The 14851-nt window shown below is 68.6% G+C and carries 11 protein-coding genes and 3 pseudogenes; 7 read left to right on the top strand and 7 right to left on the bottom strand.

The genetic code is table 11. From position 1 onward, the window contains the following. The first annotated feature begins 112 nt into the window (after positions 1 to 112). A complete protein-coding gene (locus ACFU8W_RS21115) occupies positions 113 to 1618 on the top strand; it encodes a rhamnulokinase family protein (RefSeq protein ID WP_384039285.1) in 1506 nt (501 codons plus the stop codon). Between the two features lie 69 nt (positions 1619 to 1687). Here ACFU8W_RS21115 and ACFU8W_RS21110 read toward each other — a convergent pair. Further along, positions 1688 to 1868 (bottom strand): annotated as a pseudogene (locus ACFU8W_RS21110) (molybdopterin-binding oxidoreductase); the annotation flags it as partial. A gap of 395 nt (positions 1869 to 2263) precedes the next feature. Between ACFU8W_RS21110 and ACFU8W_RS21105 the strand changes: the two are divergent. After that, complete coding sequence (locus ACFU8W_RS21105) at positions 2264 to 2773, top strand: GNAT family N-acetyltransferase (RefSeq protein ID WP_384039282.1); 510 nt, start codon at positions 2264 to 2266, stop codon at positions 2771 to 2773. Between the two features lie 459 nt (positions 2774 to 3232). On the opposite strand, the gene ACFU8W_RS21100 is transcribed toward ACFU8W_RS21105, so the two are convergent. After that, positions 3233 to 3937, bottom strand: a complete 705-nt coding sequence (locus ACFU8W_RS21100) for a hypothetical protein (protein ID WP_384039279.1) — start codon at positions 3935 to 3937, stop codon at positions 3233 to 3235. Positions 3938 to 4730: 793 nt separating this feature from the next. Between ACFU8W_RS21100 and ACFU8W_RS21095 the strand changes: the two are divergent. Further along, positions 4731 to 4868: pseudogene (locus ACFU8W_RS21095) on the top strand (RimJ/RimL family protein N-acetyltransferase); the annotation flags it as partial. Positions 4869 to 5259: 391 nt separating this feature from the next. Here ACFU8W_RS21095 and ACFU8W_RS21090 read toward each other — a convergent pair. The 5 genes from ACFU8W_RS21090 to ACFU8W_RS21070 form a co-directional block, all read right to left on the bottom strand. Then, complete coding sequence (locus ACFU8W_RS21090; protein ID WP_345517155.1) at positions 5260 to 5436, bottom strand: hypothetical protein; 177 nt, start codon at positions 5434 to 5436, stop codon at positions 5260 to 5262. A gap of 503 nt (positions 5437 to 5939) precedes the next feature. Further along, positions 5940 to 6839: a hypothetical protein gene (locus tag ACFU8W_RS21085; protein ID WP_384039276.1), complete on the bottom strand. Its 900-nt coding sequence runs from the start codon at positions 6837 to 6839 to the stop codon at positions 5940 to 5942. Positions 6840 to 7251: 412 nt separating this feature from the next. Then, positions 7252 to 7962: a hypothetical protein gene (locus tag ACFU8W_RS21080; RefSeq protein ID WP_384039273.1), complete on the bottom strand. Its 711-nt coding sequence runs from the start codon at positions 7960 to 7962 to the stop codon at positions 7252 to 7254. Positions 7963 to 8580: 618 nt separating this feature from the next. After that, entirely contained in the window at positions 8581 to 8712 is a 132-nt protein-coding gene (locus tag ACFU8W_RS21075; RefSeq protein WP_384039270.1) for a hypothetical protein, read from the bottom strand. Positions 8713 to 8777: 65 nt separating this feature from the next. Continuing rightward, entirely contained in the window at positions 8778 to 10271 is a 1494-nt protein-coding gene (locus tag ACFU8W_RS21070; protein WP_384039267.1) for an MFS transporter, read from the bottom strand. A 256-nt stretch (positions 10272 to 10527) separates the two neighbouring features. On the opposite strand from ACFU8W_RS21070, the gene ACFU8W_RS21065 reads away from it, so the two are divergent. The 4 genes and pseudogenes from ACFU8W_RS21065 to ACFU8W_RS21050 all read left to right on the top strand — a co-directional run bounded on the left by ACFU8W_RS21065 (position 10528) and on the right by ACFU8W_RS21050 (position 14639). Then, complete coding sequence (locus ACFU8W_RS21065; protein ID WP_345517150.1) at positions 10528 to 10899, top strand: YciI family protein; 372 nt, start codon at positions 10528 to 10530, stop codon at positions 10897 to 10899. Further along, positions 10896 to 12107 carry an RNA polymerase sigma factor gene (locus ACFU8W_RS21060; protein ID WP_384039264.1) on the top strand — a complete coding sequence of 404 codons (1212 nt, stop codon included), beginning with the start codon at positions 10896 to 10898 and terminating at the stop codon, positions 12105 to 12107. Before ACFU8W_RS21065 ends, ACFU8W_RS21060 begins: the two co-directional genes overlap by 4 nt. A gap of 96 nt (positions 12108 to 12203) precedes the next feature. Then, positions 12204 to 12464 (top strand): annotated as a pseudogene (locus tag ACFU8W_RS21055) (diadenosine tetraphosphate hydrolase); the annotation flags it as partial. 81 nt (positions 12465 to 12545) lie between these two features. Beyond that, positions 12546 to 14639, top strand: coding sequence for a SpoIIE family protein phosphatase (locus ACFU8W_RS21050; protein WP_384039261.1), 2094 nt, complete (start codon positions 12546 to 12548; stop codon positions 14637 to 14639). Positions 14640 to 14851 lie beyond the last annotated feature (212 nt).

Genomic DNA, 14851 nt, shown 5'->3' with positions numbered 1-14851 from the left:
GCAGGGGCCCCGCGCGCCCGGTTCCCTGCCGGGGCGGCAAAGCCACGTCACGCCGCTCCGGGCCCGCCCTCCCCCATCGACACCACCGCACGCCCCGCGGAGGAGCCACCTCATGACCACCACCCCACCCCCCTCCGCGTCACCCGCCCTGTTCGCCGCGGCCGACCTGGGTGCCACCAGTGGACGAGTCGTCCTCGGCGAAGTCGCGCCGGACCGCCTCGTCCTCACCGAGCTGCACCGGTTCGCCAACACACCGGTGCGGCTGTCCGACGGGCTGCACTGGGACGTGCTCGCCCTCTTCCAGGGGGTCCTCGACGGGCTGCGCCGGGCCGCCCGCAGTACCGACGGTCGAATCGCCTCCGTAGGGGTGGACAGCTGGGCGGTGGACTACGGGCTGCTGGACCGTGACGGCGCGCTGCTCGGGCACCCCTTCCACTACCGCGACAGCCGCACCGACGGTGCCGCCGACACCGTGTTCTCCCGGATCGACGCCCAGGAGCTGTACCGGATCACGGGCCTTCAGCACCTGCCCTTCAATACCGTCTTCCAGCTCGCCTCCGCGGCCGGCACCGCCCAGATGGACGCCGCCCGCACCCTGCTGCTCGTCCCCGACCTGTTCATCCACTGGCTGACCGGAACCGTCGGTGCCGAGGAGACCAACGCCTCCACCACCGCACTCTTCGACGCCCGCACCGGCACCTGGCGCCCCGACCTCCTCGACCGGCTCTCCCTCGCCCCCGACCTGCTGCCGCCGCTGCGCGCACCCGGTGATTCCGCGGGCACGCTGCTGCCGCACGTCGCCGCGTACACCGGACTAGGCACCGGCACCCCGGTGACCACGGTCGCCTCCCACGACACGGCCTCCGCCGTCGTCGCGGTACCGGCCGCCGCCCCCCGTTTCGCGTACATCTCTTGCGGGACCTGGTCCTTGGCGGGACTGGAGCTGAACTCCCCCATCCTGAGCGAGGAGTCCCGGAAGGCCGGCTTCACCAACGAGCGCGGCGTCGACGGCACCATCCGCTACCTGCGCAACATCATGGGCATGTGGCTCCTGGAGGAGTGCCGCCGCACCTGGGCGGCGCAGGGTTTGCCGACCGGACTGCCCGAGCTGCTCGCCGAGGCCGACCGGGCCCGGCCGTTCGTCTCGGTGGTCGACCCGGACGCGCCGGAGTTCCTCGCCCCCGGTGACATGCCGGAGCAGATCCGCGCCTACTGCCGCCGCACCGGGCAGCCTGTCCCCGACAGTCAGGGCGCCCTGGTGCGCTGCATCGTGGAGAGTCTGGCGCTGGCCCACCGCCGGGTCCTGCGGCAGGCCGCGCGGCTCGCCGACCACGACATCACCCAAGTCCATCTGGTGGGCGGCGGCTCGCGCAACGAGCTGCTGTGCCGGCTGACCGCCGACGCCTGCGGGCTGCCGGTGGTGGCGGGCCCCGCCGAGGCCACCGCGCTCGGCAACGTCCTCGTCCAGGCCAGGGCCGCCGGTCTGGTCGGTGACCTCTCCTCGATGCGCCGACTGGTCGCGGACACCCAGCAGTTGCGCCACTACCCGCCCGGCGGCGACCCTGCCGCCTGGGACGCGGCCGAGGCCCGTCTCGCGCCGGCCGGAGAGGACCTGTGATGCGTGCCGCCTCTTCGCCACCTGTGTGAACGACCGCGTCTTCCGGCCATGGCCGTCGCCACCGTGAAGCTCCTCGAAACCAGCCGGAGTGCGGTCGATCGCCGCACCGCCCACCGCCGTCACCGGGCCGTCCTCCGGCCGGACGGCAGCAGACAGGAGCCCGGCAGGCCGTGGGAGCGGCGAAGCCGGCCGGCAGACCGCTGAGCGCGGCCGGTGAGTTGCGGGTCAACGTGGTCCGGAAGATGGTCACGCCCCGCGTCTGACCCAGACTTGGCCAACCGCCGGATGGGCGAGGAAGCCCCCATCAAGCCGCTGAGCCGATGCAACCGAATTTCGATTGCATATTCGAGTCGGGCACCGGAGCATGGGTCGACCGAAAGCGATTTCGCTACCGATAGGCACACATAAGTGACCCTGCACGACGAACAACGCCAGACTCTCACCGGCCCCGATGGGCTGCCGGTTCTGACCTACATCCAAGGCACTCGCGACGGTCATCCCTGGGCCGACCTCGCCGAGGTGGTCGGCCCCGATCCAGTGCCGTCCATCCTCACCAGCATGTCCGGGTGGGCCGTGTCAGGATCCGTGGAACTTGGCGAACAACTGATACAGCACGGCGCACACGTCATGCGACACGCCCACAGCATGCACTTTGACTTGGTCTCCGACCCTTCCCCGTCCGAGTGGTCAACCATCAACCTGCCCGACGGACTCCACATCGCTCCCTGCGACCGTCCGGCCCGTGACCTGTTCCCGGCGTGGCGGGCTGCCTTCTCTCCCGAACATCCGGATCACTCGCACGGAAGCGACGAGCAAGCCCTGGAGACACAGCTGGCCCCGCTGCTGACCGGCGAAGTGCTGGGCCCGGTCATGCCCTGCAGCACACTGGCGACAGATGAAGCGGACCGCGTGATCGCCGGAGTCATCGTTACGAACCGTGACGGCCTTCCGTGGATCGCGACCGTCTTCCGCCGGCCAGGCCCCCGCTATGCCGGTCTTGGCTCCGTGCTTCTGCGCCGGATGCTGGCAGACGCCGCGGCCTCCGGTCTCACAGAGATGGCGCTGGTGGTGAGTGACGGCAATCGCGCCCGTCATCTTTACGAGAAGCTCGGATTCGAGCTCACCAGCACTTCCCTGACCGTCCTCGTCCCCTGACCCTGAGGCCTGGGCTCCACTGCGCGTTCAGGGTGTCACCACCATGGGGCCTGGCGTCGGTGCGGACGAGGCCGGCCATTGCTTGGCGGTGGCAGGTCAGGGCGGGGTGGACGAGAAACTTGGCCGCGTCCAAAATCGGGTGTCCAAGTCGAGGCGGTTGGCGAGGTCGAGCTGCGACCGATCGCGGTGCGGCCGCCGTCGGTCGCAACGTGGGCCTGCTTCGGGTGTGAGTAGGTGAGGTGCCGAAGGCCGCCCTCGCGTTCGACCTCCGAGGTTAAAGATCAAGTTAGTATGGCGGAAGCCGATGTACAGGGCACCGGGTACCCGCCGCGCGTACCACCGTCCCGAACGGGCCCTCGCCCACAGGCGCCCCCATGCCGGAAACCCCGGCCCGATTCCGACGGGCCGGGGTTTCCATGTCATGCAGACACCCGCGTTACCACCTGTGGAGGTGGTTCCTTACCACTCCTTGTTGAAGTGGTCCCGGACCACCCGGAAGCTGCCCACGACACCGTTCTTGACGAACACGCCGCCACGGATGTGCTGACGGGTGAAGACACCGTTGCTGGTGCTCCAGGGACCGACCGTCGCAACCGGGGAACCGTTGTCGCAGGTCGCCCCGCGGAAGAACTCAACAGTCCGGCGGCTGTCGTTACGGACGTTGAAGCTCCGGGCTCCCAGACCGCTCACCACCGTGATGCAGCCATCCTCACCACGAGCCGAGTACGACCGCTCGTTGATGAAGATCCGGCCCTCCTCCTTGTAGCGGAAACCACCACGCTCGTTGCCGCCACCGCCGTAGCCGCCACCGCCGTAGCCGCCACCGCCGTAGCCACCCTCGTTCCCCTTGCCCCCGTTGCCGTTCCCGTTCCCGTAACCGTTGCCGTTCCCGTAACCGTTGCCGTTCCCGTTCCCGTTGCCGTTCCCGTTCCCGTTGCTGTTCCCCCTGCCGTTCCCGTTCCCGTTGCCGTTCCCGTTGCCGTTCCCGTTGCCGTTCCCGTTCCCGTTGCCGCCGTCAGCCAGCGGAGCAACAGCCGGAGCAGCCTGCTGAACTGCCGGGGCAGCCGGAGCGGACCCGGAAGCCGAGGCATACGTAATGCCGGTAGTAGCCAGAACCGCTGCGCCTGCTACGGCAGCGGTTACAGCGACTGTGCGCGTGGTCATGTCACTTCTTCCTGTCTCAGAGACGCCGGCTGGGCAGCCGACCTGAGACGAACGTACTTACCGCCTCATTACCTGTCATATCGGGACAGATCCACGGCGTGACACCACAGGGCCGACCGGGTGTACGCACCCCACCCCCCACCCACTCCAGGATCACCTGACGGGTCATCAAATAATAAGCAAATAAGCCCTCCTGGCACAGGATTAGCCCTTCCGGGCGACATACACCCACCCCCTCACCCTCTCGGCAGCACCCCACCCCAACCCATCGCCTCCCACAACACCCAAAGACCACACCCCACCACCGCCCCTGAACAACCATCACTGTCCCGCCACAGCCAACACACCCTCACCACCCCAGCCCGGCCACACCCGCACCCGCACCAACCGGCGCCACGACGGTGTACGCCCCCACCCTCTCGGTGTCCAGCCACGGCCGTATCCGCCATAGCGGCGTCCGCCAACAGCTCCCGAAGAGGTGGCCGAGGCTCCCGGGGAAGTCGTCGTCGCCTCCCCATTCCCGCCATGCGCCACTTGGGCCGTCCTCTCCCACGCAGCCGGTCAACGAAGTTTCAGGACCGCCGGCCATCCATGCATAAGCGACGCTCACGCAATCAAGCGGCTGCGGCCTTGCCGACCTGCCGCCGGGAGGCCAGTTGTCCGTTGATGGGCCGTGGGCATGTCGCCGCGGATCGTGCCGGACGGGCCGCGAGAGTGGACCGAGCCGCTGCTCCTGAAGCGGAGCACAGGTTTCGCCACCCGGACCGGTCCGGGACATCGGACCGCCGCCGGCATCGCTGTGGCCAGGCGGCTCGGGATGACCAAAGACGGCGCACTGCGGGAGAGCTACCTTCACCGGGGGAAGCGGCACGACGAGGAGATCTGGTCGGCCCTTGCGCCGGAATGGCAGGCCGGCAAGCAGGCGCCTTGAGCTCCTCACGCAATGCGGGACGCAGGCGTTGCCGGCAGATGGCCGCAGAGCCTGGAGTGAGGAAGGCCTGGTTGGATGTCGGCCTTGGCCGCCCATCGGATACGAAGGCTGCGGAACCGGTTCACGGAGTCGACCAAGCCAGGAAGCGACAAGCGCCCCGTCGATCGCGACAGCACCCGAAGAATGAAGGCCTCCCCGCCGGGTTCATTCATAGATCCGGGAGGAAGGGTTCCTTCCTGGCCACCGCGCAGACCGCCGCCCTCGCCATGACCAGCACCTTCACGACCAGCATCGAACCGGCGGTCGACCGACGGAAAACCTCCGGTCCCGCCGTTCCGGACGTCGCACGTCCCCCTCGACTCAACTCCGGACACGGAATGAGCTCGAACGGCTACTCCTCGCGTTCGTACTCAGCCTGCGCCCGCTTCTTGTCGAGTTCATCCTGGGCAGCGCGGTAGATGTCGCTGACGACCTTGCGGACAGCCTGGGCATCGGCCCCGGACGAGGCGTCCCGGATGCGGTCGGCCCACTCGTCTACGCCTTGCAGATTTTCCGATTTCTCGCTCATATGACATTTGTACTCTTTCGAGGCTTCGCTTGTCTCCTCTACCGGTGGGTGAAGCGGCACTGGAGACCGCCCACAGACCGCGGCGGCTTAGGTGGCAGTGGCCAGGCGGGCAATCGCGCTGGAACAGCTGCGGCGGACGCAAGCCGGGCCGGATCAGCACCAGCCCGCCCCGATCGGTGTCGCCTGTGGTGATCGGGGCTGCGGCTGTTCGTCCGGCCGGCCCAGGCACCTCCGCCCCGATGTCGGCACGTCACAGACGGTCGCAGCCCGAGCCCGCAGAGTCCCCAAGAGCTGTTCAGCCGGCCGCAGAGTGCTCCTTTGCTCGTGCAGGGCGCTGGCCAGAAGCGGCAGGAATCGCTGCCGACGCCTTGATCAGCCCGCTCCGAAGCTTCGTGGAAAGCGTGTAGCGGCCCCGGTAGACCTTCATCGTCCTGACTCAACTTCCGTCATCACGTTGCTGTGAGTGATATGCGTCAGGAGACCAGCGGGACCGAGGACAAATATCAGGTGTAGATGATGGGGCAGCCACGCCGGATCGAATGCTGGGCAGCGCGCAGGAACAGTGCGACGTAGAAGGCTGTGTCCAGGTCATCGCCCCACGGTCCCGGTCGAACGGCGGCCAGTTCCTTCGCTGCTCCATCCATGAACCACGCGGTCAGGTCGAGGTTGTCGCACGTCGCCGGGGTCTCGGCCGACAGGTCGACAGCTGCCGCCAATTTCTCCGCGATCGCAAGGGCCTGAGGAGCGCCGGCGACCATGGTCGAATCCGTAGAGGCGGAGTTGATGGGCAACCAGATCTCCTCGTCGAGGGACAGGGGCACGAGCACCGTCCAGCCACGGACGGTCTCCACTTCCTCCCGTGACAGGTGCGCCTGGCACAGAGCATCGAACCCGTCCATGGAGGGAATCAGCTTCTCCTCGAAGGCCTGCCCCGAACCGCGAACGAAGTCCGCTTCCACCGGCACCGACTCATACGGCGGCAGCCCCCGCCGACTCAACTCGACGTTGAGCGCCGAGGCGACTCCACCCCGCCCGTCTTCCTCGTCATCGAACCATTCTTCCGCAGCAACGCTGACCAGATATACGCCCATGTGCGGACCGTACAGCGCACGGCTGACATCGCTCCGAGAGCCGACAGGCCGCGCTTGCGTCGGAGCGTGAAACCGGCGCGGCCGAACGTCGGCGTCTGAGCATCTTGATGCGGTTGACGCGCCCTCACATCCTGGAAAGAAGAAGGCGTGCTGGGCGCCCGGGCACGCACCTTTCTCGTCCCGTACGCCGGATGCAGTGAGCGCATCACTGATCTGCGTGCGCTGCTCCGCGTCGATGCCGTGGCCGAGCTCTGCGAAGAACATGAGCACCCCGACGTCGTGGTCGGCAATGCCGCCGGTGGCCTCCAGCAACGGTTGCTCAGCCCGGAGCCGTCGACCTCGATCGCAACGCCCTGGGCGACAATCTCGTGTGCCATGGCCCATCGCGTCGTGCAGCGTGCGACGCCATCAACTCCCTCACTCTGCGGGCTCCTAACGGTCCGTTGTATGCGGGCGCGTGCTCCGGCCGGCCTCCGGTCTGCGGTGACCGCACCCCGCGTCGCCTGCCGAGGCAACCGTGGCGGAAGTATGCCCGGCAGGACTCTGCAAGGACGCCGCCCACCGGGCACGCGCGGCAATGGGCCCACGACGACCCGGATACTGACCCGCCCCGGGGGCGTGCCGAGGGATACCCCCGCATGACATGGAAACGCCGGCCCGATTCCGACGGGCCGGAGTTTCCATGTCATGCAGACCCTGCTCTACCACCTGTGGAGGTGGTTCCTCACCACTCCTTGTTGTAGTGGTCCCGGACCACCCGGAAGCTGCCCACGACACCGTTCTTGACGAACACGCCGCCACGGATGTGCTGACGCGTGAAGACACCGTTGCTGGTGCTCCAGGGACCGACCGTCGCAACCGGGGAACCGTTGTCGCAGGTCGCCCCGCGGAAGAACTCAACAGTCCGGCGGCTGTCGTTACGGACGTTGAAGCTCCGGGCACCCAGACCGCTCACCACCGTGATGCAGCCATCCTCACCACGAGCCGAGTACGACCGCTCGTTGATGAAGATCCGGCCCTCCTCCTTGTAGCGGAAACCACCACGCTCGTTGCCGCCACCGCCGTAGCCGCCACCGCCGTAGCCGCCACCGCCGTAGCCACCCTCGTTCCCCTTGCCCCCGTTGCCGTTCCCGTTGCCGTTCCCGTTCCCGTTCCCGTAACCGTTCCCGTTCCCGTTCCCGTTCCCGTTCCCGAAACCGTTCCCGTTGCCGTTCCCGTTGCCGTTCCCGTTCCCCCTGCCGTTGCCGTTGCCGTTCCCGTTGCCGTTCCCGTTCCCGTTCCCGCCGTCAGCCAGCGGAGCAACAGCCGGAGCAGCCTGCTGAACTGCCGGGGCAGCCGGAGCGGACCCGGAAGCCGAGGCATAGGTGATGCCGGTAGTGGCGATGACCGCGGCGCCCACTGCGGCAGCGGTCACGGCGACAGTACGCGTCTTCATGTCACTTCTCCCTTGTCTCTGAGGGTCGGCCGGGCAACCGGCCTGTGACGAACGTACTTATGGCGCCTTTAGCTGGCATCTCGGACGTATCACCAGGGGGCCGACCGGGTGTACGCACGCCCCGCACCGCCCGCCGATCGCCACATGACACGCCGTCAATACGTGTGAAAGTAAGCTTATTTGGTACACGATTAGGCCTTCTGGGCGACTTGATGACGCCCGATCACCCTGTCGGCAGCATGTCGCCCGGCCCCGCACCGAAAAACCTCACCCCACGACCCTGAACACCAGTCACCGGCACCCACCCCACCACCCCGAACGCCACTACGACCGACCACACCCCTCTCGCAGACCAAGACGGCGTCGGCATGCCTTGCACGCCCTGCGATCGCCACCGTGGCCCAGGCCATCGATGGAAAAGCCACTGGCCCGGAATGAAGGCGCAGCTCAGCCGGGCGATCGGCCAAGCGCCTGGCGGGTCCATCGCTCGTAAGAGGTCACGTCGCCTGGAGCACGCGTGTCACTTACATCCCCTCTGCAGCAATGTGCTAGATAACTGCAGTAATCCGGTGCCCCACGCCGGACCCGCGGGACGGCCCTGATGCCACGCCGATGGTGTCAGGGCCGTCGACGTTCGGTGAGGTCCGCCGACACGGTGGCGTGGTCGAACTGGATGACTCTTCTCGTCGGCACCGGCACGTCACCCTCGTCACCGCCGCCCACCTCTTCCTGACCGAACATGCTCGTCATGCGTGGAGGCGACAACGGAGTGCCGCGTTCGGATATGACAACCACGACTCGACCTCGGCAGGATTCTATGAGCGAGTCGCCTCGTAGTCGGGGAGTGCGGCCGGGGTGGTCCGGGTTGCCGGGCGCATGGTCAGGATCAGTACGGCCAGCCCGGCGAAGATGACCGCGGCGACGACGCCCGTCACGTGCAGGCTGGCGGTGAACGCCTCCCGCGCGGTGTGCAGCAGTTCCGCACCCTGGCCGGCGGGAAGGCGCTCGCCGGCGGCGACCGCGCCGGCCAGCGAGTCGGATGTGCCGTCCATCCGACTGCGGTAGACCACCGCGGCCACCACACCGAGCAGCGCGAAGCCGAGAGAACCGCCGAAGTAATTACCGGTCTCCGACATAGACGCCGCCGAGCCGGCGCGCTCCGGCGGTACGGACCCGACGACCAGCCCGGTGCCCAGCGCGAACAGCGGGCCGGTGCCCAGCGCCAGTACGGCGATGCCGATCATCACCAGCGGCAGGGCGCTCGCACCGTCGACGCCGACCAGCAGCAGGCTGCCCAGCGCCGACCCCACCAGCCCGCCGGCGATCGCGGTCGTCTGCTTCATCCGCCGGCCCAGCGCCGGCGCGGTCATGGTGCCGACCGCCACGCCCAGGCCCATGGGGGCGAACAGCACCGCCGACGCGAACGGCGAGTAGCCCAGCACGCTCTGCAGGTACTGGGTCACCAGCAGGCCCGTACCGGCCATGGCGATGCCGGCGAAGACCAGCGCGACGAGTACGGCCGTGAACGGGCGGTTGCGCAGCAGTCGCAGGTCAAGCAGCGGCGTCTCCAGCCGCAGTTGTCGGCGTACGAACAGGAATCCGATGGCCGCGCCGACGACGAGGGCCACCGCCGAACCGGCCGGCTCGCTCCCGACGGTCAACTGCTTGATGCCGTAGACCGTCAAAAGTACTGCCACGAGCGACAGACCGACGCTGGCCAGGTCCAGCCGGCCGGCCCGGTCGCTGCGGTACTCCGGCAGGAGGACCGGCCCGGCGAGCAGCAACAACGCCATCGCCGGCACGGCGACCAGGAACACCGATCCCCACCAGAAGTGTTGGAGCAGGAATCCGGCGAGTACGGGTCCGAGCGCGCCGCCGGTGAACTGGCAGGTCGCCCAGATCGCGATGGCCTGCCCGCGCTGCCGTTCGTCGCGGAACATGTTGGTGATCAAGGCAAGCGTGGACGGCGCCAGGGTCGCGCCGGCGACGCCCAGCAGCGCACGCGCGACGATCAGTGTGAGCGGGTCGGCCGCGAAGGCGGCCACGACCGACAGCACCGCGAACGCCGCTCCGCCGATCATCAGCAGCCGTCGACGGCCGATCCGGTCGCCGAGCGTACCCATCGTGATGACCATGCCGGCCACCATGAATCCGTAGCTGTCACTGATCCACAGCTGCTGGACGTTGGTGGCACCCAGGTCGGCGCTCAGCCGTGGGAGCGCGAGGAGCAACGCCGTCATGTCCATCGCGACAAGCAATGTCGGCAGCATGAGGACGACCAGTCCCAGCCACGCCCGGTTGACTCGCATATCCGAAACTCCCTGTTCTCTCGACGTTTCGCCGGTTGGTCGGAGCGGTCGAGAGCTTCTTGACATCAGTACGGACGGAAATCTCTCGCGTCTGCCACGGTGGGACGTCACCAGAAATGACGACCTCGCGGTCCGGGCGATCGACGGCGAAAAACTCATGCCAACGTTCGGGCGGGGGATGTCAAGACGACGGCGGCGGCTCCGACCAACCGGTCGAAGGGCCCAGCTGGGGCCCGCGAACCACGAGGAGTACAAGATGAAGTTCCTGATCAGCCTGCATATCAACCCGGCCGTACTGGACGCGCTGACCGACGAGGAGAAGGCGGCGATCGGCAACGGCCACGGCAGGTTCATCGAGGCGGTGAAGAAGTCCGGCGAGCTGATCACCACGCAGGCGCTGGTCGATCCGTCACAGGCCGCTGTGGTGTCCGTACGCAACGGCCAGCCGGTGGTGACCGACGGTCCTTTCCTGGAGTCCAAGGAGTATCTGGGCGGCTTCTATCTGATCGACTGCGAGAACAAGGAGCGGGCGATCGAACTGGCATCGCAGATCCCGGACACCACGATCGAGGGTCTCGGGGTCGAGGTGCGGCAGGTGATGTTCGCTGACGGACAATTGGAGGCATGACAGCACGAGCCATCGAGGACCTGCTGCGTGAGCTCACGCCGCAGGTCCTTGGCGCATTGGTACGTCGGCACGGCCAGTTCGAAGGGTGTGAGGACGCCGTACAGGAAGCCGTCCTCGCCGCCACCGTGCAGTGGCCGGCCGAGGGAGTGCCGAACAACCCGCGCGGCTGGTTGGTGACTGTCGCGTCCCGGCGGCTCATCGACCAGATGCGCAGTGACCACGCGCGCCGCGAGCGGGAGTCGGCGACGGCCACCGAGGTGGTGCCCGAGGACGTACCGGACACCGACGACACGCTCGTCCTGCTGCTCCTGTGCTGCCATCCGACGCTGACCGCGGCCTCCCAGACCGCCCTGACGCTGCGGGCGGTCGGCGGCCTGACCACTGCCGAGATCGCCCGCGCATTCCTGGTGCCGGAGGCCACGATGGCGGCCAGGATCAGCCGGGCCAAGCAGCGCATCAAGGCCGCCGGAAGCTCGTTCAGCCTGCCGGACGGCGCGGAGCGCGAGGAGCGGCTACGGGTCGTCCTGCACGTGCTCTACCTGATCTTCAACGAGGGCTACACCGCCTCCTCGGGCAGCGAGCTGCACCGCGCCGACCTCGCGCACGAGGCGATCCGGCTGGCCAGGATGGTGCACACGCAGCTGCCCGAGGACAGTGAGGTGACCGGGCTGCTCGCGCTGATGCTGCTGACCCACGCCCGCCGGGAGGCACGTACGACCGCGGCCGGCGACCTGGTGCCGCTGGACGAGCAGGACCGTACGCAGTGGGACCGCGGGCTGATCGACGAGGGCACCGAGCTGGTCAAGACGTCGCTGGCCGGCCCGGCGCTGGGGCCTTACCAACTGCAGGCCGCGATCGCCGCCACGCACGCCGACGCCGCAACGGCCGAGGAGACCAACTGGCCGCAGGTACACGCCCTTTACCTCATCCTGGAACGGATCGCGCCCAACCCGATGGTCACCCTCAACCGGGCGATCGCGCTCGCCGAGACCGAGGGCCCGTCGGCCGGGCTGGCCCTGCTGTCCACATTGGACAGGGACGAGCGGATGGCCGGGCACCACCGGCTGCTGTCCGTGCGGGCGCATCTGCTGGAAAAGACCGGCGACACGGCCGGGGCGTACGAGCACTACCGGCGCGCCGCGAAGTCCACCGCCAGCATCGCCGAGCAACGCTATCTGGAGTCCCGGGCCGGCCGGGTAAGAGCATAGATGCTGCCCCGATCCCTCCCCTGGATCACACACAGCTCCCGCGCATGGAGGTGCAGCAGGAAGCTCACGACGTCGTCGGACGTGGGCGGTGAACGACGGAGCTGCCGGCCGGCCCCGGCCTTCCGGCGGGTCAATCTGGAGATCCGGGGGAACAGGGACCCCTTCTTGCATGCACGTGTCTGGCCACGGTTCGAGTGGGAACCGGCCGATCTGGTGGGTGCGCCGGTGTGGCTCTATCCGCGTGACCGGTGGCACGACGAGCAGTTCAGGCTCGGTCCGCAGCACGATCTGTTGCGGGATGCGATCCCGGATCGGATCTGCCGGTGTCGGCAGGTAGGGGGACGATGGACACACTGAAAGCTATGCACGGGAGCCAGGGCGGCGAGGCGGTTCGCGCGGGCGGTGTGATGGACCTCTGAGGGGAAGGAGGGTCCGGCCGTGACTGAGGCCGACGGCCTGCTGGGCGACGCTGCGCCGGGGGCGGCTGACCCTTCGGCCGCTCCGGGCGGGCTGCTCGATGTGCTGGGTGTGGCCGCGGTGGTCCTGAACGCCGAGGGCCGGATCTCCCTGTGGAGCCCCCAGGCCGAGGAACTGTTCGGCTACACCGCCGGGGAGGCACTGGGCCGCAGCGCGATCTACCTGCTCATCGAGGAACAGCATCGGGAGCAGGTGGCGTCCCTCTTCGCGCAGGTGATGGCGGGCTGCGGGGCCTGGGCCGGGGTATTCCCGGTGCGCCACAAGGACGGCAGCACCCGACTGGCCGAGTTCCGCAACATGCGTCTCGAGGACGAGCACGGCCACCTCTACGCACTGGGCATCGCTTCCGATCGCGCGACGCTGCAACGGGTGGAGCGTGATCTGGCCCTGTCCATGCGATTGGTGTCGCAATCCCCGATGGGCCTTGCGGTCATGGACACCGACCTGCGGTACGTGCTGGTCAACCCGGCGCTGGAGCGCATCAACGGCCTGCCCGCCGAGCAGCACCTGGGCCGACGCGTAGGCGAGGTGCTGTCGTTCCTGGACGCGGACGCCACCGAATCGGCGATGCGGCGCGTGCTTGCGGACGGCGTGCCTCGGCTGAACCAGTTCACCACCGGCCGCACCGCGGCCGACCCTGACACGGAGCACGCCTGGCGTGTGTCGTTCTACCGGCTGGAGGACGCGTCCGGGCGAGTGATCGGACTGGCCACCTCGGTCGTGGACGTCACCGAGCAGCTGCGGGCAGCTGCCGCCGCCGTCCGGACCCGGCGGCGCCTGGCCCTGATCGCCGACGCGTCCGCGCGGATCGGCACCTCCTTCGACCTCGAGGTCACCGCCCGGGAGCTGGCCGACATCGTCGTGCCGGAGTTCGCCGACATAGTCGCCGTCGACGTCCTCGACTCCGTACTGGGGGGCACGCAACCCCACGACGACGGCGACACGGCGTCGTTCCGTGCGCTCGCGGTGAAGACCGCCTACCCCACGCCGGCGATCCGGGCCGCCGACCCGGTCGGCGAGCTGGCGAGTTACGACGCCACCCGGTTGGTCACGCAGAGCGCGAGATCCGCCCGCCCCGTCCTGGTGTCCCGCGTGCAGGAGAGCGACCTTGCCCGCATCGCCCGCGACGCGGAGGCCGCCACCCTGCTGAAGGAGGCGGGCCTGCACTCCTACCTCGCGGTGCCACTGATCGCCCGAGGTGAGGTCCTCGGCGTGCTGGACCTCAAACGCGCCCGCAATCAGCAGCCCTTCGACCACGACGACCAGGTCCTCGCCGTCGAACTCGCCGCCCGCGCCGCGGTATCCATCGACAACGCCCGCTGGTACCAGCGTCAACGCCGCGCCGTGCTCACCCTGCAGCGCCACCTGCTGCCCTCCGAGCCCGCTCCCAGACCCGGACTGGAGATCGCCTACCGATACCAACCCGCTGCGGCGGCCGACGAGGCCGGCGGGGACTGGTTCGACGTCATCCCGCTGCCCGGTGAGCAGACCGCGCTGGTGGTCGGCGATGTGATGGGCAGCGGCATCAACGCGGCCGCGACCATGGGCCAGCTGCGCATCGCCGCTCGCACCCTCGCCGCACTCGGGCTGGAACCCGATGCCGTCCTCGCTCAACTCGACGACATCGCCGTGGGTCTGGACGGCGCCATGGCCACCTGCGTCTTCGCCGTCTACGACCCGCACCTCCTGCGCTGCCGCATGGCCACTGCCGGCCATCTGCCTCCCGTGCTGACCCGGCCGGGTCACGTGCCGGAATTGCTCGACCTGCCCACCGGAGCCCCTCTGGGTGTCGGCGGCGTTCCCTTCGAGACGATCGAGTTCCATCTGGGTATCAGCGACGAACTGGTCCTCTACACCGATGGGCTGGTCGAGACCCGCGACCAGGACATCGACGCCCGCCTCCAGGCGCTCACCGACCTTCTCAGCAACCCCCGCCGTCCTCTGGAAGAGACCTGCGACCTCCTGCTGGGCGCGCTGCGTCACCGGGACGACCACGACGACGTAGCCCTGCTCATCGCCCGGACCCGGCACATGCAGTCCGGACACGGGCCATGAAGCCGCGGCGCGGCGTCCCGACGGCCCCGTCCTGCTGAGGGGCCGCTCGTGGCCGAGGTGGCGCAGGGTCTCCCCTGCAGCCGTGGTCCGTAGCCGCATACCTACGACGCGGAGGGCATACCCACCCTCCCTCGCGGGCGGGGGGGCAGGGTCGGTCCCGGTCGGTCGGGTCATCAAGGCACCATGGAGGTCAAGAGGGCTTCCCCTTCGGA

Origin of the sequence: Streptomyces sp. NPDC057565, from assembly GCF_042801455.1 — a bacterium.
GTDB classification, from domain to species: domain Bacteria; phylum Actinomycetota; class Actinomycetes; order Streptomycetales; family Streptomycetaceae; genus Streptomyces; species Streptomyces yanii.
This window is presented reverse-complemented; position numbering and strand designations above follow the sequence as displayed.